The organism is Agrobacterium sp. 20P9.1.2 (genome assembly GCF_057799395.1).
In genome coordinates this window covers 892,687-915,698 of the sequence record NZ_JBYOKI010000001.1, presented here as the reverse complement: position 1 = coordinate 915,698, position 23,012 = coordinate 892,687, and the positions used below count along the sequence as shown (strand labels likewise).

Sequence of the window (23,012 nt, the reverse complement as noted above, 5' to 3'; positions counted from 1 at the left end):
TGCCTGGTCTTTTCAAAAGCTTGTAACCTTGCGTTGCGACGATGATTCAAACAGGGACGGGCCTTTGCAGATTTCCAATCTTCGACACTATACGACATTTGCAGACACGATAGCAGATCGCGGCTGGCACGCATGGTGGACGGAAAGCGGCGTCCCTCTCGAAGACTACCGCGCCCACCTCACCCCGATGCTTGAAAAAGACGGCATCCCCGCAGCACTCGTCGCCCATGACGACGACCGCTACATCGGTTCCGTCCTCATCATCGAAAACGACCTGGACGAGCGCCCCGATTACGCCCCATGGATCGCAGCCCTCTGGGTGGAGCCGGATTTTCGACGCCAGGGCATCGCCGCACAACTGATCACCCGCAGCCGCGCACACGTCGCCCAACTCGGCCACGACACCTGCTACCTCTGCGCAACCGCAGACAAGCGTCCCTATTATCTGAAACAGGGTTTTACGCTTCTGGAAGAGGATGTGGGCGGTTTGGATGTGTTTCGTATTTCAAGCGGATGAGGTTGGTTGGATCCGTTTAATAACGCGGCCAAACAATCCTGTTTTGGCCAAACTGCAAATAGTATATAAATTTTTGTATAATTGTGATATGAAGACGATCAGGTTTCGCGGTAGTGCCCTCAGTGATTTACGTGCTTTCCCGGAAACGGCGCGGCGAGAAGCTGGCTATCAGTTGGACAAGGTCCAGAACGAAATGATGCCGACCGATTGGAAGCCCATGGCGACAATCGGGAAAGGGCGTTCAGGAAATCAGGATCAGAGACGAGAGTGGTGCGTTTCGTGTGATCTATGTCGCCAAATTCAGTGACGCGATCTACGTTTTGCATTGCTTTCAAAAGAAAACGCAAAAAACCGGCAAAACGGACATCGACATGGCAACAAGACGTTACGATGAGCTGGTGAAGGAGCTATCCCAATGACCACCGAGAGCTTTAAAAGCGTTTGGGATGCAATCGAAGACACTAGCGCCGAAGCGGAAAATATGAAGTTGCGCTCTAGGCTGATGATGGCGCTTGAGCGACACATAAACACCAAAGGCTGGACGCAGAGCGAAGCAGCAAAAAAGCTAGGCGTGACGCAACCGCGCGTGTCGGATCTCTTGCGTGGCAAGATCAATCTGTTCGGGCTGGATACTCTGGTCAACATGGCATTTGCAGCTGGCCTGCATGTTGAAATGCAGGTTTTAGACGCGGCATGATTTGCCGGACACTGCCGAGAAGAGATGCCCCGGCTCTAACGCCGGAGCAGCCTGCTAGTGTTATGCGCGATTACGCGGCGCTGATCGTACCCGTGCCCAGCAGCACCAGAAGCACCACGCCCAGCACCACGCGGTACCAGACAAACGGCATATAGCTCTTTGTCGAAACCAGCTTGAGAAAGACGATGATAACGGCGTATCCGACGATGAAGGATATCAGCGTGGCGAGCGCCGTCTGGCCCCAGCCGACCGGGTTGACCTGACCGATGCTCTTGTAAAGCTGGTAAAAGCCGGAACCGAAGACGGCGGGAACGGCGAGAAGGAAGGAATAGCGTGCCGCTGCTTCTCGCGTGTAACCCAGCAGCAGGCCTGCCGTAATCGTGCCGCCGGAGCGGGAAACGCCGGGGATCAGCGCCATGGCCTGTGCGAAGCCGAACAATATGCCATCGCGCCAGATGAGCTTGTTCAGCGGGTACTTCTTCTTGCCGATTTTATCAGCATAACCGAGGATGATACCGAAGACGATCAGCATGACGGCGGTGATGTAGAGGTTGCGGAGCGAGGTCTCAATGGCGTCCTTGAAGAGCAGGCCCAAGAGTACGATCGGCACCGAACCGATGATGATGAGCCAACCCATGCGCGCATCTGCCGGATCGAAATTGCCACCGAGGCGCAGGTTCTGGCGAAGCCATGCCATGGCAATGCGCATGATATCGGACCAGAAATAGACCAGAACCGCCAGTTCGGTGCCGATCTGAATAATGGCGGTGAAGGCGGCGCCCGGGTCTTCACCCGTTCCCAGAAACTCTCCGGCAATGCGCAGATGCGCACTGGAGGAAATTGGCAAAAATTCCGTAAGACCTTGAATAAAACCGAGAATCGCGGCCTCGATCCAACCAATACCCATGCTTGTCGTCCCTGACTGAGAATCACTGCCGCGACGCTATGAAGCAATCCGGGCAGATCAATGTTGCACTGCGGAAAATTTTGAAAGAATCGAACACACGAAAACGATGGTCAGTATCGCCGGATTATTCGGCAGCCTCCAGTGGCCTGATCAAATCTGGCGGAGAAACCACACGCTTTTCGCCGTCCTTGCAGATCACATGCGTCTCGCCCCATGCCTTCAGGGCGACGATGACAGGCTGCATGCTGAGCCCGAGCGGCGTCAGGTCATAATCAACGCGCGGTGGCACCACGGCAAAGACCTTGCGGGAAATCAGCCCCGCCTCTTCCAGCTCGCGCAGCTGCTTGGTCAGCATGCGCTGGGTGACGCTGGGAATGTGGCGGCGCAGCTCGTTGAAGCGCAGCGTACCCTCATTCATCAGGTGATAGAGGATCACGCCCTTCCATTTTCCATCCAGAAAACTCAGCGTGGATTCCACCGGACAACCAGGAAAATTACCGGTCAATTTGGCGCGCGGACGGGACATCACAGTATCCTTTTTGTGCGTATATACAGAATATGTGCATTCTTGCGGTGTTTGCTCATCTCTATCAAATAGAGGTCAACGCAACAAGCAAAGGAGAAAACGCCATGCGTGCTATCGGTTACAAAAGCGCAAAACCCATTACGGATTCAGATGCGCTTGTTGACCTCGATGTGCCCGTGCCGGAAGCCAAGGGTCATGATCTCTTGGTCGAGGTGAAGGCCGTGTCGGTCAACCCCGTCGATACGAAGGTGCGCCGCAACCAGCCGCCGGAAGAAGGCCAGACCCGCATTCTGGGCTTCGATGCAGCCGGCATCGTCAAGGCCGTCGGCGAAGGTGTGACCCTGTTCAAGCCGGGCGATGAGGTGTTTTACGCCGGTGCCATCAACCGCCCCGGCTCCAACAGCGAATTCCATCTGGTGGATGAGCGCATCGTCGGCAAGAAGCCAAAGAGCCTCAGCTTCGAAGAAGCAGCCGCCCTCCCGCTCACCGCCATCACAGCCTACGAGGCGCTATTCGACCGGCTGAAGGTGAAAGACCCCGTCGCCGGTGGAGCCGATGCCATCCTCATCATCGGTGGCGCAGGCGGAGTCGGCTCCATCGCCATCCAGCTTGCACGGCAACTGACCGACCTCACCGTTATCGCAACCGCGTCGCGCCCGGAAACCAAGGAATGGGCCAAGTCACTCGGTGCGCATCATGTCATCGACCACAGCCAGCCGCTTGCCCCACAGGTGGAAGCGCTGGGCCTCGGCGCCCCTAGCTTCGTCTTCTCCACCACCCAAAGCGACCTTCACGCCGCCGACAGCGTCGCCCTCATCGCCCCGCAAGGCCGCTTCTGCCTGATCGATGATCCCGCAGGCGGCTTCGATGCCATGCCGTTCAAGCGCAAGGCAATCTCCATCCACTGGGAAATGATGTTCGCCCGCCCGGTGTTTGAAACGGCTGATATTCTGGAACAGCACAATCTTCTCAACCACGTTTCCGAACTGGTGGATGCGGGCAAGATCAAGACAACGATGACCGAGGTTTTCGGCACCATCAACGCGGCCAATCTTATGAAGGCGCATGCTTTGATTGAGAGTGGTACTGCTAGGGGGAAGATTGTTTTGTCGGGGTTTTGATGGCGGGCAAAAGTGACCGACTGAGATTGCCGCCAGCCCCCCTCTGCCCTGCCGGGCATCTCCCCCACAGGTGGGGAGATCAGCTGGGCGCACGCTCCCACTCTATCCGCAGCATTCAAGATGTCCGAGAGCTAACCACGAATCGATCTCCCCCCTTGTGGGGGAGATGTCCGGCAGGAGAGTGGGGGGTGAGCCCCACCCGCAAACCTATCGGTCAATCCTCGTCCGGATCCTCCGGGCAAGGCCAAGACGTCGGCGTCGTCAGCCCCTGCGGCAGCTTGGTCTTGGGATCACCGCAGGCAATGTCGATCTGCTTCTGCTCCAGCCCGGTGGCTGCCGAAAGGTCCAGCCCTTCGATGCGGGCGAGAAGAAGGAACGCGTTTTCGAAATCAATCGGCCCGGTGAATTTCGCGCCATCAAAGCGGGCACGCGAAAGATTGGCCATGGTGAATTTCGCGCCGGTCAGCGTCGCGCCTTCGAAATCCGCACGCCCAAGTTCCGCCTTGGAGAAATCCGTGCCGACGAGCTTGGCGTTCTGGAAGCTGGCGCGCTGCATTTCCGCATTGTTGAACTTGGCGTTTTCCGCGTCCGCATCGCTGAAATCACCGCGATAGGCTTCCACCTTGATGAAATTGCCGTCCTGCAATTGCGATGAGGCGAGCGAGGTGCGGATGAGCTTGGCTTTCTCCAGATTGGCCTTCTTGAAAGACGAGCCGCGAAGATCGGTAAAGGTGAAATCCGTTCCCTGCAAATCCGCGCCATCCAGCATGCTGCCGCCCAGCATCAAAAGCCGCTTGTTGCACGCACTCCAGTCAATCCCGGCACCGGCATCGGCGCGGCAGCTGGCCGCCTGGCTGTGGTTCGCCGTCAGGGTCACCGCGGCAAACACCGTCAGAACCACCCCGCAAACAAGCCCCGGCCCGCGCTGAGAAAAAACATTGCCTGCTGCCGTCTTCATCATCTGCTCCCACACCCGACCTTGCCAGCATGTCCATCCACGCCTGTCGGGCTACACCCATACAAGTATGGCATTCGCGATAATCCTGCAAATACCAAAACTGGAAGACATTTGTTCCAGTCAAAAATTGACGACACTATTTTTCTAAAAACCGGGAGAGATCAGGTGCCTTCAACGTCACTGACTATCGGCTCAAAACTACCGCGCAACGTCGTGGTGCAAATCCATCTGCATGGCAACGCGGCGTTCAGGATCGAGGCCGGAAGATATCTGGCTGTCCAACCTCTCCTGTAGAAAGGGAGGAATTTCATCTGCCTCCAGAATGCGGAATCCTAGCTTTGCGTAAAAGGGAGCGTTGAATGGAGCGAAACGGTCTGTCGTCAGCACAGCTTGCTTCAGTCCAGCTTCAAAACCCTTGGCAAGCAGCGCCAAAATCAAAGCGCGGCCTATGCCTTTTCCCTGTGCGGCGGTCTCTACATCGACCTCTACGATATAGAGATAGCGTCCCGTCGCATGCCCTGCGGCAAAACCAGCTACACGTTCCCTGGCATCTTCTGCAACCAGCAACAAATCCTGATCGAGACTTTGACGAAGAATAAAGTCGGGTGCCGATGATGGCTCTGATGTCACGTCGCAGGCCTGCGCCCAGACTGCAAAGGCATCGAGCTCTATCTCTGCCAGCCGCGCAAACTCATCGATCCGCGCGGCACGGATATTCACCATCGGATTTGCCCTCTGCGAAACCTCGGTCACATATTCGCGTAAACTGGCCCCTCACCGCCCTGCGGCGGTACCCAGTTGATGTTCTGGTTGGGGTCCTTGATGTCGCAGGTTTTGCAATGGACGCAGTTTTGCGCGTTGATGACGTAGGTTGGCTCGCCGTCCTTTTCCACCCATTCGTAAACACCGGCGGGACAGTAGCGTGTCGAAGGTCCGGCGTAGACATCGTGTTCGGAGCGCTTCTGCAAGTCCATGTCCTTCACCTGCAGGTGCACAGGCTGGTCTTCCTCATGGTTGGTGGAGGAAATGAAGACGGATGACAGGCGGTCGAAAGTCAGGACGCCATCTGGCTTGGGGTACGCAATAGGCTTGTGGAATTTCGCGGGTTCCAAGCTTTCCGCATCCGTCTTGCCGTGTTTCAGCGTGCCAAACAGGGAAAGGCCGAGCAGCTGGTTGGTCCACATATCAAGCCCGCCCAGCGCCACGCCGATAGCGGTGCCGAACTTGGACCACAGCGGCTTGACGTTGCGTACGCGCTTGAGATCCTTGCCGATGTCGCTGCCGCGCCATTCATTTTCGATCTCGATGACCTCGTCATTGGTGCGACCAGCGGCGATAGCATCGGCCAGTCTGTCCGCCGCCATCATGCCAGAGAGCACGGCGTTGTGGCTGCCCTTGATGCGCGGCACGTTGACGAAACCGGCGGAACAGCCAATCAGCGCACCGCCGGGGAAGGTCAGCTTTGGTACAGACTGATACCCGCCCTCGGTAATCGCGCGCGCGCCATAGGACAGGCGCTTGCCGCCCTCGAATGTCGGGGCAATGGCCGGATGCGTCTTGTAACGCTGGAATTCCTCGAAGGGATAGAGATAGGGGTTCTTGTAGTTGAGATGCACCACGAAGCCGACGGCCACTAGGTTGTCTTCCAAATGGTAGAGGAACGATCCGCCACCGGTCTTCATGCCCAGCGGCCAGCCGAAGGAGTGCTGCACAAGGCCGGGCCGGTGGTTTTCCGGTTTGACCTGCCACAGCTCCTTGATGCCGATGCCGAATTTCTGGACATCGCTGTCTTTCGACAGGTCGAATTTCGCAATCAGCTGCTTGGCCAGCGAGCCGCGCACGCCTTCGCCGATCAGCACATATTTGCCGTGCAGTTCCATGCCGCGGGTGAAGGCCGGGCCGGGCTCGCCATTGCGCTCCACGCCCATGTCGCCGGTGGCAACACCGATCACCGCACCCGCATCATTATAAAGCACTTCGGTTGCTGCAAAGCCGGGGTAGATTTCAACGCCCAGCGCTTCCGCCTTTTCCGCCAGCCAGCGACAGACGAGCCCGAGCGAAACAATGTAATTGCCGTGATTGTTCATTAAAGGCGGCATGGCGAAGTTGGGCAGGCGAATAGAGCCAGCAGGACCCAGCAGCAGGAACTGGTCGTCCTTGACTTCCGTCTTGAAGGGATGCCCCTCCTCTTCGCGCCAGCCGGGCAGCAGACGATCGATGCCGATGGGATCGACCACTGCGCCGGAAACGATATGCGCACCGACTTCCGCGCCTTTTTCCAGCACCACGACGGAAAGATCGGGATTGACCTGCTTCAGCCGTATCGCCGCCGAAAGACCGGCAGGGCCAGCGCCGACGATAACAACGTCGAATTCCATTGCTTCGCGTTCCGGCAGTTCCATCGCTTCCGTCATGTCCATCCTCTCAGCTTAACCGGTCCCATCCGGTCTTGTTTTACCCAACGCGCCCGCAGCCGGAGGGTTCACCTCCCTCGCCGCACTTGCCCGCTTTTCAGCCATCGTCTCAATTCTTCTTCGCAAAGCACAAAGCCGTTGTCGAGGTTGAACTGCGGCAAATCCTGTTCAGGCTTATTACATTATCGAGTGCATTGGTAATATCTTACTCTTACGTTCACGTAAATTGACGGGATTTGTGAAGAGGTCAAGGTGGGGAGGCCTCAGCATACGTTGGGAATGCGCAAGACAGTGCGTCCATCTCTGCAATGCTCATCCAAATAAACCCAACCGCACCTTCAAAACTCCCGCATCCCCGCTTATAACCACCCTCAACACTTTCAGGAGGATACTCAATGGATCTCGGCATTTCCGGCAAACGCGCACTCGTTCTGGCATCGTCTCGTGGCCTTGGACTTGGCATTGCAACGGCGCTGGCCAAAGAAGGCGCGCATGTGCTGCTGGTCGGGCGCACCAGCGAAAAGCTGGCCGCCAATGCCGAGGCCATCAATGCGCTAGGCAAGGGCAAGGCGGATTGGGTGCAGGGTGATCTTTCGCAGGAAGATTTCGTCGCAACCATGGTCGAGGCCGTGAAGGAGAAGCTCGGCGGCATCGATATTCTCGTCAACAACACCGGTGGCCCGACGCCCGGCACGGCGCAGGATATCACCATCGACAAGCTGGAAACCTTCTTCCAGTCCATGGTTCTGCGCGTCATCACGCTGACGGGCGCCTTCCTGCCGCAGATGAAGGAACAGGGCTGGGGTCGTATTCTCACCGTCGCGTCCTCGGGTGTCTTCGAGCCCATCCCCAATCTCGCCCTTTCCAACACTCTGCGCGGCGCGCTGGTGGGCTGGAACAAGACGCTGGCGACGGAAGTGGCGGGTTCCGGCATCACCGCCAACCTTCTCCTGCCCGGACGCATCCACACGGATCGCATCGATGAGCTGGATGGCGCCAATGCCAAACGGCTCGGCAAGAGCGTAGAAGAGGTGCGCGAAGCCTCGCTGAAAACCATCCCAGCTGGTCGCCTCGGCAAGGTCGAGGAATTCGCCGCCGCCGGTGCTTTCCTCTGCTCGGAACCTGCAAGCTACATCACCGGCACCATGCTGCGGGTGGATGGCGGCGCGGCGAAATCCATCTGATCGGAGCGTTTCTGGAGCCGTAAACGCGGCTCCAGAATAGTTATTTTCGATAATTATTATAAAAACCGCAGATGCATCAGCATTTTAATTAAATGCGACCACGCAAATGCACATAATTTTGGGGGGAGATGCCGCAGGAATTGCTCATCGTCAATTTCCGGCCTCCTCACATGTTCGAAACACTGCTTCCCCCCACATCCACTCCCACCACTGCGCCTTCGACGGGCACATCCTCGTCCGGCTCCAGCCAGAGCAGCGGCCAAACGCAGGGCTCCACGAGCAGCCAGCCGTCTAGCGCGCCTAGCAGCAGCCAGAGCCAGCCAGCACCCAGCGCCTCCACCCCGGTTGAAGACGATACGGACGATCAGGACGTCGATGACGGCACCTATTCGCCGACACCGTCCCAGCCCACAACGTCCGAGCAGACATCCGGCGAAAGCACATCCTCGCCCTCCCCAGCCGTAGAACCGGCACCGGAAACGCAGGCGAGCGAAAACACCCCGCCAGCGCAGGCCGAATCTTCGGCGGAAGCGCCAACGGAACCTGCCAGCGAAGGCGAGCAGCCCGTATCGTCCACTCCGCCACAAAGCGAGGCCGAGGCTCCTGCGGCGCAAACGCCAGCCGCACCGGCTGAAGAGCAACCCGCTGCATCAGAGCCCACCAACGAAGACCAGCAGCCAGTGTCGTCCGCACCGTCGCAGAGCCAAACAGAGGCTCCCGCAGCGGAAGCGCAGCCCGAGGAAACGGCAAGCACACCAGCCGACGACGAACCCGCTGCATCCGAACCTGCCACGTCGGAAACACCAGCCGAGAACGGCGCGACCGAAGAGCCAGAGGCAACGTCTCCGGCGACAGGCAGTGAGCAGTCTGAACCGTCCCAGCCGGTTAGCGGCGGCAACAGCGGTGCATCCCAGCCCGTCGCGGCATCGCCTGCCCAGCCTGTGGCAGCATCTCCCGCCCCACCTGCCACTGCGCCGGTTGCTTCCACCCCTGTCACGCATTCACCGCCCATGGTTACAGCAGCCAAGCATTCCGGCACTGCCACTGTCGACACGGTCGAAGCCAGGGCCTCCGCCCGCAGCTTTGCCGCGCAGGAAGAGGCAGAGATTGAGGTCGCCCGCAGCCGTGCTGCTGAAGTTCAGAAATCCCGCATTCTGCGTGGCCTGCTCGACTCCATCGTCAACAGCGATCCCAAGACGGATGCCAACCCGCTGAACGATAATGACGCGGAACAGCCGAAAACCAGCATTATCGAGAAATATTACGCCGAAGCCTGAGCGGTTAAAGACCGCTCCTCGGCCTTGCCCAGAGGCCCCCATCACGTCGCCCAACTGGCGGCGTGACCAGTCGTTCGGTAAAAAGCCCAAGGGTAGTGCGGGTGTCAGTCAAAGCCTAAATCAGGCAGTTGGCTCACCCGTCCCACACGCTCCGAAAACGCTTCCCACGCCCACAACAAACGCGTAGATTGTGGCATCGACGTCCCCTTCGAGGCTCATCATGCAGATACTTCGCGTTTCTCTGACTATTTTCGGCGCATTGCTTTCGCTCATCGGCCTTGTCTGGGTTGGGCAGGGCAGCGGATATTTCCCCTACCCTGCCTCCAGTTTCATGGTCAACCAAAGTCCGTGGATATTGCGCGGCGCGCTCGTTCTCGTCGTCGGCCTTGTCATCATCTGGGCGTCGCGACGCTTTATCCGCTAGGCTACTTCACCAGTTTCGGCAGGTCTGCAATCAGCGCGTCACGCGTGGCGAAGCTGATCGGCTCGTCGCTTTTCCAGTCCTTCACGTTCAGCGTGGCAAACACCACCTGCCGGTCGCCCTTCTGCGCCCAGCCCACGAACCAACCTAGCCAGCTGTCGCCATCATATTTGCCCGCCTTGGTGCGCATACGGCCGGACCCCGTCTTGCCCTGCACCTGCCAGCCATCGGCAGCGGCAAATTTGGGAATAATCGCCATGGTCTTGTCATAAGCCACCTTGGAAACCGGTAGCTTGCCGTCCAAGAAGCGCCGCACAAAATCCACCTGCTGGTCGGCAGAAATCTTCAGCGATGACATCAGCCAGGATTCCGTCAGCCCGTCCGTGCGGCCCTTCACACCGCGCACATCCGCATTGCCATAATCGAAGCGACGGACGTAATCGGCGAACTTCTCTTTCCCGAGACGTCGCGTGATTTCCTGCGAATACCAGACGATGCTATCCCGCTCCCAAATGGTCGGATCGGTAGACTGCTGCTCGCGCTTCGGGCGTTTCCACTCCGCCTTATACTCCCAGCGCGGCGTCGTCTCGTCCTTCAGAATTCCGGCATCATAGCCCATGATGGCCAATGGCAGCTTGAAGCTTGATTGTGGCGCGAAAGCCTTGTCGCATTCACCTTTTCGATACACCGCGTCACCGCTTTTGGCATCGAGGATGACCGTGCATTGTACCGTCTCCGCAGCTTTGGCGCTGAAAGAACTCAAGCAAGCAATTGTAAAAGCTGAACAAAAAACGAAACCGATATGCCGCTTCATCGTCATGGACACTCTCCATTGGGTTGTGTTAGCGCAGTTGTAAGCCAGCCTGTCGCTTCAAGACAAATGATGATATCTGGTTTCTGACATGAACTTTAATTGGTCTTGACGATGGTCCGTCCGCATCTCCCGCTCAATGCCCTGCGCGCTTTCGAGGCCGCCGCCCGGCATCTCAGCTTTACCCGCGCAGCCATAGAACTCTGCGTTACGCAGACCGCCATCAGCCATCAGGTCAAGCTTCTGGAGCAGAAGCTAGGCGTTGAACTGTTCCGGCGTCTGCCACGCGGCCTGATGATTACCGAAGACGGGCTTGCCCTGCTGCCGACGCTGCGCGACTCTTTCGACCGCATGGCCGACATACTGCAACGTTTCGAGGAAGGGCATCTGCGCGATGTGCTGACGCTGGGGGCAGTGGGCACCTTTGCCGTCGGCTGGCTGCTGCCGCGGCTTGGCGCATTTCAGGCACGCTACCCCTTTATCGAGGTGCGGCTTTCCACCAACAACAACCGCGTCGATATTGCCGCCGAGGGTCTGGATTACGCCATTCGTTTCGGCAATGGCGCCTGGCACGATACGGAAGCGGAAGAACTGTTCGAAGCCCCGCATTCGGCGCTGTGCATCCCCGCCATCGCGCGCCAGCTCACCTCGCCGCAGGATATTGCCGCCCAGCCTCTGCTGCGCTCTTACCGGGTGGATGAATGGCCGGAGTGGTTCGAAGCCGCCGGTGTGGTGCCGCCGAAAATTCGCGGCATCGTGTTCGACTCGTCCGTCCTGATGATCGAGGCTGCCTTGCAGGGTGCGGGCGTTGCACTGGCCCCGCCGTTGATGTTCAGCCGCCAACTCTCCTCCGGCGCGCTGGAGCAGCCTTTCCCCGTCTATGTCTCCAAGGGATGCTACTGGTTGACGCGGCTGAAATCGCGGCCCGTGACGCCTGCCATGGCCACATTTTCCCGGTGGCTGCAGGAAGAGGCGCAGCAAAGCCGGGCGGCACAAATGGCAAAAAACTGAGCCACCCGGCTTGCCATAGGCCAGCCATCATGCAATGACCCGCCCTCCTCAAAAATCACCGATGCCACGGGCATCCGGACTGACGGGCCCAAGCATGCCTCGGCCCATTTCGACCTGTCTAAACACCAAGGAATCATTGCAATGACACGGACACTCGGCCTCGATTTCGGCACGACCAACACGGTCATGGCACTTTCGGACAGCGGCACGGACAGCCATTCGATGCGCTTTACCAGCAGCGCCGGCACCGCAGATAGCATGCGCACCGCCCTGTCTTTCATGAAGGATCGCTCCATGGGGGCCGCTGCCCTTCATGTCGAAGCGGGCCACGCCGCCATTCAGCAATTCATCGACAATCCCGGTGACTGTCGCTTCCTGCAATCCATCAAGACATTCGCCGCATCTTCGCTGTTTCAGGGCACGCTGGTTTTCGCCAAGCGCCAGAGCTTCGAAGACCTGATGGAGGTCTTCCTGCGCAAGCTGAAGTCCTATGCGGGCGCTGAATGGCGCGATGATGTCTCAACCGTCATTGCCGGTCGACCCGTGCGCTTCGCAGGCAGCAACCCGGATGAGGCCTTGGCGCTGGCGCGTTATAATGATGCGCTGACCCGCGCCGGTTTCCCGGAAATCCACTATGTCTATGAACCCGTCGCTGCCGCCTACTACTTTGCGCAGAGCCTGAAGAAGGACGCCAATGTTCTGGTGGCCGACTTCGGCGGTGGCACCACCGACTATTCGCTGATCCGCTTCGAAACCCATGGCGGCAAGCTGTCGGCTACCCCCATCGGCCATTCCGGCGTGGGCGTCGCGGGCGACCATTTCGACTTCCGCATGATCGACAATCTGGTCTCGCCTGAGATCGGCAAGGGCAGCAAGTTCAAGAGCTTCGACAAGGTTCTCGATGTACCCGCCGGTTATTACGTCAATTTCGGTCGCTGGAACCAGCTCTCCATCTTCAAGACCACCAAGGAGTTTGCCGACCTGAAGTCGCTGGTTCGCTCTGCCCTTGAGCCGGAAAAGCTTGAGATGTTCGTGGAACTGGTCGAGCATGATGAGGGCTACCCGCTCTATCAGGCAATCTCGGCCACCAAGATGGCGCTGTCTTCCCATGAGGAAGCCGAATTCAACTTCTCGCCACTCGGCAAAGCCGGTCGCAAGATGGTCAAGCGGTCGGATTTCGACAAGTGGATCAGCGATGATCTCGCCAAGATCGAAGGCGCTTTGGACGAAGTGCTGGAGAAAACCCAGACCGCGCCAGAGGCCATCGATAAGGTCTTCCTCACCGGCGGCACCTCCTTCGTGCCCGCCGTGCGCCAGCTTTTCACCCGCCGCTTCGATGCCGACAAGATCGAAACGGGTGGCGAGTTGCTCTCCATCGCCCATGGTCTGGCCATGATCGGCGAAAGCGGTGACATTGAGCGCTGGACAGCGTGATGACAGGGGTTTCGCGGGGCGGCCACTTAAGGTAGTTTTGCCCCTATGATCCTGGCTCAAGACCTTTCTCCGGCAGAACTGGCGGCGCTCCTGCATTTTCACGCGGATGCGGGCGTGGACTGGCTGCTGGAAGACACGCCGCTGGATCGCTTTGCGGAATTTGCCGCAACCCGCCAGAGCCGCCCTGCGCAGCGAGATGCCCAGCAGCCCCAGCAGCGTGAGGCGCAATCTCAGCCTTCCCCACATAATGGCTCCTCGCGCCCCGCCCAGTCCGCCGCCTCGCGCGCTGCCGCTGCGGCCCCGCCGCCAGTTCAGGCCAATGTGGCCATGCCGGATGAGCAGGCCATTGCCGCCGCTCGTTTTGCCGCAGAAACGGCCCGCTCGCTGTCGGAACTCAAGTCGGCGCTGGATAGCTTCAACGGCTGCAATCTGAAAAACAGCGCCCGCAACACCATTTTTGCCGAGGGAGACCCCTCCTCCGGCATCATGGTCATCGGCCCCATGCCGGATGCGGATGACGACCGCGAGGGCCAGCCTTTCGTCGGCAAGACAGGCCTGCTGCTGGATCGCATGCTGGCGGCCATCGGGCTCAATCGCGCCAATCTCTTGCTCACCAATGTCGTGCCATGGCGCCCGCCGGGCAACCGCCCGCCCTCCGGCCCGGAGATGGAAATCTGCCGCCCCTTCATCGAACGACAGGTGGCTTTGGCCGAGCCAAAAGCACTGTTGCTTTTGGGCAACTTCACCGCCCGTTTTTTCTTTGGCGGCACCGGCACCATCCATACGCTGCGCGGACAGTGGCGTGATGTCGCATCTGGCCACGGCATCGTGCCTGCCATCGCCACATTGCACCCACAGGAACTTTTGAACGCTCCCGCCAGTAAGCCATTGGCATGGCAGGATTTATTAGCGTTTCAGGCCCGCATTCGCGAAATATGAATGCTTCCTTTTTGATCAATGTGAATCATTTATGAAAATAGCCATGCAAATGGCGCATAACAGCGGCGCATTTACCCTGATTGCCGAATCCATGCTGCACTGCGATAAGTCACCTCGTCTTGGGAGGAAACGGTTTAAGGAACCAAGGCAATGACCACTCGCTTCCGTCCGGTTCACTCCGGCTTCGAAACTCTCCGGCTTGCAGGCCTCGGCCCGCGCTCGGGTGATAGCTACCACCGCTTTGGTGGCACCAACGAACAGCTGACCGCTCGCGCGTCCAGCCAGCAAGTTCGCACGACACGTCCTTCAGCCGTTTTCGCGGACTTCCGCGAGCGCTGATACATTCAGTCTTCCGGCTCCGCCATCGAAGACTTTTATAGAACGACGCTTCGCAGCGCCTTTCCGATGGAGAGGCGCTTTTGCGTTTCAGGGCAATGATAATGGCCCTTCCCGTTGAAAGAAGGCCTTCCGCCGCAGCAGATATTCGGTGAAATGAGAACCGGCGGAAAGGTTTGGAGGTCAGTCGAGACAACTACGCCCATCTGCGACGACAATTCTAATCAAACCGAAAAGCGCCAAGCGGCCAAACTGAAAGGCCCGCCTGTTTTTACAAACAGACAGGCCCACAGATTTCGTTCTCTAAGAAAACAATCTGCCTATCAGGATGCGGTGATTGCCGGATCCCAGGCGAAGTAGCCCTTAACGGTCAAGGTGCCGCCGTGGTAGTAAAGAACCTCAAAGAGAACGCTGTAGTTCTCCTGACCACCGGTCACGACATCAGCCTGCACGTAAAAGTCATATTGCTGCGTTGCCGCATAAGCCTGTGCGCCTGAAGGCGGAAGAGCAATGGTGCCGGGAACCGTACCTGGAACCGGAGTTTGCGGCTGAATGAGCTTGCCTTCAGTATCCGCAGTCACCTTTCCACCGCTGAGATAGGCAATATTGGTGATGTTGGCAGAATAGCCGGTGTTGCCGGATTGGGAGACCATACGCCAGCGAATGGTGTCGCCAACATCGGCAGAAATGCTGAGATCCCCCGTTGCCTGACCGCTTTTTACATATTCGTTGGCGGCAATCATATAGGCGTAGTTATGTCCAACCCATGTCGGGTTAGCGGGATTTGTGCTCGGATTGGGAGTATTAGCAATCAGGTTATTTACGTCTACGACGATTTCAATATCAATAATTTCACTCATTTGAAGTGGTCCTCTAGGTGTGAATAACAATCGCGATAATTGTATTTTTCAATCAAGAGTCAATGCAACTCATTGTCGATACCAAAATAGTCACACTTTAAGGTTTATTTATTCAACGGAAGAAACCGCCCTTTTTGATCTTTCTGGAAAAATGTCGGCGAAGCGGTCAATCTAACCAGCAAGAATTTCAACCACCGGGAGGGCGATATGTTCACAAACGAGATCGAGGTCATCACGCTGTTTGTCGAGGATATCGGCGCAGCGCGGCAGTTTTACGAGACGGTGTTTCACCCCGACATTATCTATCAGGACGATGTCTCCGCCGTTCTCAAATTCTCCGGCATTCTCATCAATCTGCTTCAGGCCAGCGAAGCACCGGAACTGGTCACGCCGCTCGCAGTCTCTCCAGCAGGCACCGGCACGCGGATGCTCCTGACGATAAGGGTGGATGATGTCGATACCGTCTGCGAAGAACTTGCAAAACGCGGCGCGGCCCTGCTCAACGGCCCCATAGACAGACCATGGGGCCGGCGCACGGCAGCCTTTGCAGACCCCGCAGGCAATGTCTGGGAAGTCGCGCAGGTAATCTAGGGCAGGATTTACGACGCAGATGGCGCCGTATCGGACCTAGAGCGTTTCCTTGTTAAATGGAAACGTTCTGCCGGAGCAGATTTTCGTCAGGGCTAAGGCGATCGGCGAAGGGCATACCCAAAGGTACGGTCGAGCCGATCGCCTTAGCCCTGGCGGAAATATGCCCGGCCCTTCGGGTTGGGTGAAACGGGCCGTCTGCTTGCCCGGACGGCTTGACCGTATGCTAAGGCTACGGCACGCGCCGTCCGGACAAGCAGTCGATCCCGTTTGAACCAACAGAACTGTTCCCATTTAACAAGGAAGCGCTCTGGCAGCCTTGGCCTCGATAAATGCATCCTGGACATACTTGAACTTGATGGCCTGCCAGCTGCAATATTCGTCGAGGAAATCGCGGGAGAACCACATGCCGCTGCGCAGGCTGTCGTCGTGCCAGCCCATGATCCCCTGTTCCGCTGCCTTGTTGAGCAGGCGCTGAAGATGCGTGCGTGACATCATGAATTCCGCGGCCATGGCCCGCGCATCGACAAAACCGATGTCGATACGGTCGCATTGGCGCGACGAGTCTTCAATGCGACTGATGAATTCGTCCATGACCAGAGCACCTGCCTCGGTCCATAGAAAAAGTCCAACGCGTGGTGGCGGGTTCACCCATGCGGGATCCATGAGGCAGAGACGAGCGGCCAATGGTTGTGCCACCGCCAGCAAGTGTGAATGTGCCATCATCTCAATGGCACGTATTCCCCCATCAAGACAATCGATAGCGGCCAGATTGGCGATATACCACATCAGGATCGCCTCTTCGCTTACGGGCGTCGCCTTGTATCGACGGGGCCGCTGAGAGGCCGGATTAACTCTTTCAACGTAGCGATAGATTTCAAGCTGATCGAGATAGTTCTGAACCGTGTTGCGGCTTGCGACATGATTGGTGGTGATGAGTTCCCGCGCCTGCGCAACGGTGAAACCACGGGGACCGCTTTCAAGGTTTAGGGCCATCCCCGCCTGCGTCATCAGCCACTTCTGATGCGCCGAAAGCAACCGCGCTATCCGCGGATTATTGTTGTAAGCGCCCCGCAGAGTCCGGGCGAGCGTTCTTATCGCTCCCAGCAATTTGGGATGCGCAACGAGATCGTCATACGAATACATCATGACCGATCCCGTGATAATGATGAAAAGAAATATGCTCCGTAGCAACCATTGGTTGCCACGTCACTGTCCTGCCAAATACTGACGCGCACCAATAGACGCGCACTATCAGGCTCTACGCGTTTTGCCCCAAACACGATTATGCCACCTTAGATTTACCTTTACCACCCATGTGTTCAATAACACAGTCGTGCGAAATTTGAATAAAACTTTGATAAAAACACCGCTTTTTTTAAATTTTACAGAAGCCGTCCAGTCGAACGCAATATTTCGACTAGCCCTGAGGGGTAGATGCTTTTCTAGCCGCCTTTCGCGCAAGCCCTAGTTGATGCTCGCGGAAAATAATGAAAATCCCGGCAGAAATGACGATTGCCGTGCCCACCAGCATCGTCACCGTCGGAATATCGCCGAACAAGACATAGGACACGCCAATCCCGAACAGAATGGAAGAATATTCGAAGGGGGCGATGGTCGAGACTTCCGCGTGGCGATAGCTCTCGGTCAGCAAAATCTGAGCGATACCACCAGCAATCCCGCAGGAGATCAGAAGCACCGTCTGCTTCCAATCCAACCACTCCCAATCGAATGGCAGGCTGAACGCAGACAACAGACTGCCGGTCAGTGAGAAATAGAGAACAATAGTCGCCGTCTTCTCCGTCACCACCAGCTGGCGCACCTGCACCATGGCCAGACCACCCAGCATGGCACCCAGCAGAACGGCGAGAGCGCCGATCCCCTCGCCCGCCGCGAAGCCACCGCTCTGCAACAGGGTCAGTTTGGGCCAGAGAATGATGATCACACCGCTCATGCCGATCAGAACCGCAGACCAGCGATAAATGCGCACTTTCTCGCCCAGCATCAACGAAGCAAACACCACGGCCATCAAGGGAGAGGCATAGCCGATGGCGATGAATTCCGGCAACGGCAGCAATGTCAGCCCGTAAAACCCGCAAATCATCGAGAGGATGCCAAGAAATCCGCGCTTGAAATGGCCGAAGAGATTTTCCGTGTGGAACGCGCTTTTCAGGCTCCGTAGCCATGCCAGGTAAATAATGATGGGAACGAGTGCGAAGGTGGAGCGAAAGAAGGTGATTTCGCCTGCCGGTACATCCGGACCCGCTGCCTTGATACAGGTCTGCATGACAAGAAAAAAACCAACGGATATCAGCTTGAAGCTTATGCCCCTGATGGGGTTATAGGCGGCGGCACTCATGCGAACGAACATTCAAAAAGTTACGGCTGCGAACCGGTTTCATCTCACAGGCCACTGCATGGTCCCGCACATCACGCTGTGATGACTATCAGATTACCGTGCAGATTTGAAATAAACTCAAGATTGAGTCATCTCTCCGGTGATTTTTAGCGCACCCACTTGCTCAAATGCCACGCTTTGGCAAATCTCTTCCAAAAATGATTTAAATATATGCAGATGCCAGATTTGACGGCACATGTATGTAACGGCGTGATGCGAGAAAATACAACCAATAAAAACCACTTGTTAACCAAGATACATTCTAATTGCGCAAGCTTAATAGTTCGCCGCGCGCCCTCGCTACCGATGTTGAACTGAAGATGATGTCCATCTCTATTTCAGAACTGATGAAGACAGATGAAACACGCTCCACAGATATTTGAAAAAAGCGGCTCGCCACCGGCAACGCCACGCAGCATGCGCATCGTCACGGATGGTATGTCGAACGACCTGCGGCGGTTCAGCACGGATAACAGCCACATCGTCAAACAAATCCGGCTTCTGGCCATCAATGCGCTGATCGAAGCGGCGAGAGCCGGTGAAGCTGGCAAGGGCTTTTCCGTGGTGGCCAACGAGGTTCAGCGCCTCGCCCAGATCGCCTCGGATATTTCCTCGACATTTGAACATACCGTCCTCAGTCGCATCGGACTCAGCCGCGATATGGCTGAAGCGTTGGTGGAGGAGATGGAAGGCGTGCGGTTGATGGATATGGCGCAGACGCTGGTTCAGCTGATCGTGCGCAATCTGTTTGAACGCACCGCCGATGTGCGTTGGTGGGCAACCGATACGGCTTTGTGGCAAGCGCTGCAAAGCAACGACAAGGCGGATGCCGCCTTCGCAGCGGAGCGTCTCGGCGTCATCAGCCGCTTCTATACCGTCTATATAGACTTCGTCATGACCGACCGTCGCGGCACGGTGATTGCGTCTGCCAATCCACGTTATCAGCGCAACCTGCTGGGTCGTAACCTGACGCTCGAACCGTGGTTTATTGCCGCCTCGCAGTGCCGCAGCGGGGATGAATATATTGTCGATCAGGTCAAGAGCAGCCCGCAGCACGATGATCGCGACGTTCTGGTCTACGCCACCGGCGTTCGGGAAGGCGGCAAGAGCGATGGTGCTTTGCTGGGCACGCTGGGTGTCTATTTCGACTGGCAGGCGCAGGGTCGCTCCATTGTCGAAAAGGAAGCCAATCTACCGCCATCCGTGGCAGAGCGAACGGTCGTGATGTTACTGGATGGCGATATGCGGGTCATCGCAAGCAGCGATCCGGCTCTACGATTTACCCATTACCCTCTCCAAAACCCGTCCAACGCGATGCGCGGCAGCTATTATACCAGCGGTGCAATTGTCGCCTTCGCCAAGACATTCGGATACGAGGATTATGATGGTCTGGGGTGGTACGGCGTCGTCATCCAACAAACGGAAAACGATGAGGCGATCCGCAATAGCCTTGGTTTCAAGGCATAGCTGAACGCTCACGTACGCTGCGTGAACACATGGGCGTTGATACTGAATAGAATTGGTAACCAATCGAATATTTTATCATAATATTATTTGTGAGAGACCATAATTTCAGTAATCGTTCAACATTTAATGGAATGATGTGCCAATGCGAGACACATTCATTGATCCTCACTGAACCGTTGTCTGGCGAGACAACACGCAGGACATAATGTCTTGCGAATTTCACATGAACGTGACCCTATTTCAATTTTACTTTCAGGTGACATCCGGCATGAAACCTGAATCGTGGCAGACAAGGTTCATTCAGGAATAGTCATGCGAACAGACACGGGCCAGATCGTTCACCTGGCGGATTATCGCCCCACCGATTTCGTTCTCGAACGAGTTGACCTCACCTTCGAACTCGACCCTGAAAATACCAAGGTCGAAGCGCGATTGATTTTCCATCGGCGTGAAGGCGTCGATGCGTCAGCGCCGCTGGTTCTTGATGGTGACGAGTTGACGCTCTCCGGCCTGCTGCTGGACCAGATCGACATTCCCGCTGCGCAATATGATGCGACGCCGGACAGTCTGACGATCCGCGACCTGCCCGCCGCAGAACCGTTCGAAATCTGCGTGACCAACTACATCAATCCGCAGACCAACACGCAGTTGATGGGCCTTTACCGCACCAATGGTGTCTATTGCACCCAGTGCGAAGCCGAAGGCTTCCGCCGCATCACCTATTTCCCTGATCGTCCCGACGTTCTGGCGCCCTACACCATCACCATCATCGCTGCGAAGGAAGGCAACACCTTCCTTCTGTCCAACGGCAATTTCCTCGGTGGCGGTAATTACGATGAAGGCCGCCACTTCGCGGCCTGGTTCGATCCGCATCCAAAGCCAAGCTATCTGTTTGCGCTGGTGGCAGGCGATCTCGGCCTCATCGAAGACACGTTCACCACCATGTCCGGTCGTGATGTCGCGCTGAAAATCTATGTCGAACACGGCAAGGAGCCGCGCGCGGCCTACGCCATGGATGCGCTGAAACGCTCCATGAAATGGGACGAAGAGCGCTTCGGTCGCGAATACGATCTCGATATTTTCATGATCGTCGCCGTGTCCGATTTCAACATGGGCGCGATGGAGAACAAGGGCCTCAACGTCTTCAACGACAAATATGTTCTGGCTGATCCTGAAACCGCGACCGATGCCGATTATGCCAATATCGAACGCATCATCGCGCATGAATATTTCCACAACTGGACCGGCAACCGCATCACCTGCCGCGACTGGTTCCAGCTGTGCCTGAAGGAAGGCCTGACGGTCTATCGCGATCAGGAGTTCTCCTCCGACATGCGCTCGCGCCCGGTCAAGCGTATTGCCGATGTGCGCCACCTGAAGTCCGAGCAGTTCCCGGAAGATGGCGGCCCGCTGGCGCATCCGCCACGCCCGGATAAATACCGCGAAATCAACAACTTCTATACGACGACGGTCTACGAGAAGGGTGCCGAAATCACCGGCATGATCGCCACCATTCTGGGTGCGGAAGACTTCCGCAAGGGCATGGATCTCTATTTCGAGCGTCATGATGGAGAGGCCTCCACGGTCGAAAACTTCATCAAGTGCTTCGAAGATGCAAGCGGTCGCGATCTCAGCCAGTTTTTCCGTTGGTATGTGCAGGCCGGCACACCGCTGGTCAGCGCATCGACCTCCTATGACGCGGCGTCTTCCACCTTCACGCTGTCGCTGGAACAGACCGTTCCGGCAACGCCAGGCCAGAGCGCCAAGCAGACCCTGCATATTCCGCTTTCCACAGCCCTCATTCTCGACAACGGCCAGATTGCCGAACCGTCGAAGGTCGAAGGCGGTGATTACCGGGATGGCGTGCTGCATCTGACCGAACGCAGCCAGACCTTCACCTTCTCCGGCATTTCCTCGCGCCCGGTGCTGTCGCTCAACCGCAGCTTCTCCGCGCCGATCAATCTGCATCTGGAGCAATCTGCCGACGACATGGTGCAGATCGCCCGCCATGATACGGATATGTTCTCCCGCTGGCAGGCGCTCACCACCCTTGCCATGCCCAACCTCGTCAAGGCGACGCAGGCGGTACGCGATGGTTCGGACGTCGAGTTCGACCCGGCCTTCATCGCAACGCTGATCGAAATCGCAGGCGATGACAGTCTGGAGCCCGCATTCCGCGCCCAGGCGCTGGCCCTTCCAAGCGAAGCGGATGTCGCCCGTGAAATCGGTGGCAACAATGACCCGGAAGCGATCCACAAGGCCCGCAACGCCGCCATGACGGCCATTGCCAAGGCCGGTGTCGAAACCTTCCAGAGATTGTTTGCCAGCTTCGAAGACAAGGGTGCCTATTCTCCGGATGCAGAGAGCGCCGGTCGCCGGTCGCTGCGCAATATTTCCATGAGCTATCTATCCTTTGCGGAACAGACGCCGGAGCGCGCTTCTGCGGCCTTCTCCGCCGCCAGCAACATGACTGATCTCGCCCATGCTCTCAGCGTGCTAACGCAGCGCTTCCCGAATGCGCCGGAAACGGCACAGGCTCTTGCCACGTTCGAAAGCCGCTTTGCCGACAACGCGCTGGTGCTGGACAAGTGGCTGTCCATTCAGGCGGCTATTCCCGGCAGCGACGCGCTGGCGCGCATCAAGGCGCTGATCGGCTCCAAGCACTTCATTGGCACCAATCCGAACCGCGTTCGCTCGCTCATCGGCACCTTTGCCTTTGGAAATCCGACCGGTTTCAACCGTGCCGATGGGGAAGCCTATCGCTTCCTCGCCGAGCAGATCGTCACCATCGACAAGCGCAATCCGCAGCTTGCCGCACGCATTCTCACATCCATGCGTTCCTGGCGGTCTCTGGAGCCTGTTCGGGCCGATCATGCCCGCGCTGCGCTGACCACAATCGAGCGGTCTCCTGCCCTCTCGACAGACGTCCGCGACATTGTCGAACGTGTGCTAAAGGCTTGACGTTACGTGAGTTTGGCGACTTTCAACGAGGTCGCCGAACTTGTCCCAAAAAAATACGGAGTCGGTTCAAAGGGTTAAAATTCTTTTAACCTTAAGCTCTGGACAAGCCGAATCAGCTTTGATTCACTGGTGTCAGATTCGAGCGGCGGCGCTTCGAATTCCACGAGGGACATCAAGGCGGGACA

The 23,012-nt window shown here is 57.3% G+C and carries 22 protein-coding genes and 1 pseudogene; 14 read left to right on the top strand and 9 right to left on the bottom strand.

What is annotated here, in order from left to right:
• Positions 1 to 64: 64 nt before the first annotated feature.
• From AC27VJ_RS04515 to AC27VJ_RS04505, 3 genes and pseudogenes are all read left to right on the top strand, one after another.
• A complete protein-coding gene (locus tag AC27VJ_RS04515; RefSeq protein WP_488682973.1) occupies positions 65 to 517 on the top strand; it encodes a GNAT family N-acetyltransferase in 453 nt (150 codons plus the stop codon).
• A gap of 88 nt (positions 518 to 605) precedes the next feature.
• Positions 606 to 936, top strand: a pseudogene (locus AC27VJ_RS04510) (type II toxin-antitoxin system RelE/ParE family toxin).
• The gene (locus AC27VJ_RS04505) at positions 933 to 1,214 is read left to right on the top strand and encodes a helix-turn-helix domain-containing protein (RefSeq protein WP_488682972.1); all 282 of its coding nucleotides are present in this window, start codon (positions 933 to 935) and stop codon (positions 1,212 to 1,214) included. The pseudogene AC27VJ_RS04510 and the gene AC27VJ_RS04505 overlap by 4 nt, the downstream one beginning before the upstream one ends.
• A gap of 70 nt (positions 1,215 to 1,284) precedes the next feature.
• On the opposite strand, the gene AC27VJ_RS04500 is transcribed toward AC27VJ_RS04505, so the two are convergent.
• Both AC27VJ_RS04500 and AC27VJ_RS04495 read right to left on the bottom strand, forming a co-directional pair.
• Positions 1,285 to 2,121 carry an undecaprenyl-diphosphate phosphatase gene (locus AC27VJ_RS04500; RefSeq protein ID WP_488682971.1) on the bottom strand — a complete coding sequence of 279 codons (837 nt, stop codon included), beginning with the start codon at positions 2,119 to 2,121 and terminating at the stop codon, positions 1,285 to 1,287.
• A gap of 124 nt (positions 2,122 to 2,245) precedes the next feature.
• Positions 2,246 to 2,647 carry a winged helix-turn-helix transcriptional regulator gene (locus tag AC27VJ_RS04495; protein WP_488682970.1) on the bottom strand — a complete coding sequence of 134 codons (402 nt, stop codon included), beginning with the start codon at positions 2,645 to 2,647 and terminating at the stop codon, positions 2,246 to 2,248.
• 104 nt (positions 2,648 to 2,751) lie between these two features.
• Between AC27VJ_RS04495 and AC27VJ_RS04490 the strand changes: the two genes are divergently transcribed.
• A complete protein-coding gene (locus AC27VJ_RS04490; RefSeq protein WP_488682969.1) occupies positions 2,752 to 3,768 on the top strand; it encodes a zinc-binding alcohol dehydrogenase family protein in 1,017 nt (338 codons plus the stop codon).
• A gap of 214 nt (positions 3,769 to 3,982) precedes the next feature.
• Here AC27VJ_RS04490 and AC27VJ_RS04485 read toward each other — a convergent pair whose 3' ends face one another.
• The 3 genes from AC27VJ_RS04485 to AC27VJ_RS04475 form a co-directional block, all read right to left on the bottom strand.
• The gene (locus AC27VJ_RS04485; protein WP_488682968.1) at positions 3,983 to 4,726 is read right to left on the bottom strand and encodes a pentapeptide repeat-containing protein; all 744 of its coding nucleotides are present in this window, start codon (positions 4,724 to 4,726) and stop codon (positions 3,983 to 3,985) included.
• Positions 4,727 to 4,924: 198 nt separating this feature from the next.
• Positions 4,925 to 5,449, bottom strand: a complete 525-nt coding sequence (locus AC27VJ_RS04480) for a GNAT family N-acetyltransferase (protein ID WP_488682967.1) — start codon at positions 5,447 to 5,449, stop codon at positions 4,925 to 4,927.
• Between the two features lie 26 nt (positions 5,450 to 5,475).
• A complete protein-coding gene (locus AC27VJ_RS04475) occupies positions 5,476 to 7,140 on the bottom strand; it encodes an electron transfer flavoprotein-ubiquinone oxidoreductase (RefSeq protein WP_488682966.1) in 1,665 nt (554 codons plus the stop codon).
• Between the two features lie 395 nt (positions 7,141 to 7,535).
• On the opposite strand from AC27VJ_RS04475, the gene AC27VJ_RS04470 reads away from it, so the two are divergent.
• From AC27VJ_RS04470 to AC27VJ_RS04460, 3 genes are all read left to right on the top strand, one after another.
• Positions 7,536 to 8,324 (top strand): SDR family oxidoreductase, encoded by a 789-nt coding sequence (locus AC27VJ_RS04470; RefSeq protein WP_488682965.1) that lies wholly within the window; start codon positions 7,536 to 7,538, stop codon positions 8,322 to 8,324.
• 170 nt (positions 8,325 to 8,494) lie between these two features.
• Positions 8,495 to 9,601: a hypothetical protein gene (locus AC27VJ_RS04465; protein ID WP_488682964.1), complete on the top strand. Its 1,107-nt coding sequence runs from the start codon at positions 8,495 to 8,497 to the stop codon at positions 9,599 to 9,601.
• A 220-nt stretch (positions 9,602 to 9,821) separates the two neighbouring features.
• Entirely contained in the window at positions 9,822 to 10,025 is a 204-nt protein-coding gene (locus AC27VJ_RS04460; RefSeq protein WP_488682963.1) for a hypothetical protein, read from the top strand.
• 1 nt (position 10,026) lies between these two features.
• Here the strand turns inward: AC27VJ_RS04460 and blaOXA are convergent, their stop codons facing one another.
• Positions 10,027 to 10,842 (bottom strand): class D beta-lactamase, encoded by an 816-nt coding sequence (blaOXA, locus tag AC27VJ_RS04455; protein ID WP_488682962.1) that lies wholly within the window; start codon positions 10,840 to 10,842, stop codon positions 10,027 to 10,029.
• Between the two features lie 105 nt (positions 10,843 to 10,947).
• On the opposite strand from blaOXA, the gene AC27VJ_RS04450 reads away from it, so the two are divergent.
• From AC27VJ_RS04450 to AC27VJ_RS04435, 4 genes are all read left to right on the top strand, one after another.
• Positions 10,948 to 11,844, top strand: coding sequence for a LysR family transcriptional regulator (locus AC27VJ_RS04450; protein ID WP_488683188.1), 897 nt, complete (start codon positions 10,948 to 10,950; stop codon positions 11,842 to 11,844).
• A gap of 141 nt (positions 11,845 to 11,985) precedes the next feature.
• Positions 11,986 to 13,278, top strand: coding sequence for an Hsp70 family protein (locus AC27VJ_RS04445; RefSeq protein WP_488682961.1), 1,293 nt, complete (start codon positions 11,986 to 11,988; stop codon positions 13,276 to 13,278).
• A gap of 45 nt (positions 13,279 to 13,323) precedes the next feature.
• Positions 13,324 to 14,217: a uracil-DNA glycosylase gene (locus AC27VJ_RS04440; protein WP_488682960.1), complete on the top strand. Its 894-nt coding sequence runs from the start codon at positions 13,324 to 13,326 to the stop codon at positions 14,215 to 14,217.
• Positions 14,218 to 14,367: 150 nt separating this feature from the next.
• On the top strand, positions 14,368 to 14,556 hold the full coding sequence (locus AC27VJ_RS04435) for a hypothetical protein (RefSeq protein WP_112500082.1): 189 nt from the start codon (positions 14,368 to 14,370) through the stop codon (positions 14,554 to 14,556).
• Positions 14,557 to 14,876: 320 nt separating this feature from the next.
• On the opposite strand, the gene AC27VJ_RS04430 is transcribed toward AC27VJ_RS04435, so the two are convergent.
• Entirely contained in the window at positions 14,877 to 15,413 is a 537-nt protein-coding gene (locus tag AC27VJ_RS04430) for an AidA/PixA family protein (RefSeq protein ID WP_488682959.1), read from the bottom strand.
• A 207-nt stretch (positions 15,414 to 15,620) separates the two neighbouring features.
• Between AC27VJ_RS04430 and AC27VJ_RS04425 the strand changes: the two genes are divergently transcribed.
• The gene (locus AC27VJ_RS04425) at positions 15,621 to 16,004 is read left to right on the top strand and encodes a VOC family protein (protein WP_488682958.1); all 384 of its coding nucleotides are present in this window, start codon (positions 15,621 to 15,623) and stop codon (positions 16,002 to 16,004) included.
• Between the two features lie 291 nt (positions 16,005 to 16,295).
• Here the strand turns inward: AC27VJ_RS04425 and AC27VJ_RS04420 are convergent, their stop codons facing one another.
• Both AC27VJ_RS04420 and AC27VJ_RS04415 read right to left on the bottom strand, forming a co-directional pair.
• A complete protein-coding gene (locus tag AC27VJ_RS04420) occupies positions 16,296 to 17,147 on the bottom strand; it encodes a hypothetical protein (RefSeq protein WP_488682956.1) in 852 nt (283 codons plus the stop codon).
• A gap of 274 nt (positions 17,148 to 17,421) precedes the next feature.
• Positions 17,422 to 18,360: a DMT family transporter gene (locus tag AC27VJ_RS04415; RefSeq protein ID WP_113087219.1), complete on the bottom strand. Its 939-nt coding sequence runs from the start codon at positions 18,358 to 18,360 to the stop codon at positions 17,422 to 17,424.
• 396 nt (positions 18,361 to 18,756) lie between these two features.
• Between AC27VJ_RS04415 and AC27VJ_RS04410 the strand changes: the two genes are divergently transcribed.
• Positions 18,757 to 19,866: a methyl-accepting chemotaxis protein gene (locus tag AC27VJ_RS04410; protein ID WP_488682955.1), complete on the top strand. Its 1,110-nt coding sequence runs from the start codon at positions 18,757 to 18,759 to the stop codon at positions 19,864 to 19,866.
• Positions 19,867 to 20,178: 312 nt separating this feature from the next.
• Entirely contained in the window at positions 20,179 to 22,827 is a 2,649-nt protein-coding gene (gene pepN, locus AC27VJ_RS04405; RefSeq protein WP_488682954.1) for an aminopeptidase N, read from the top strand.
• Positions 22,828 to 23,012: the final 185 nt, after the last annotated feature.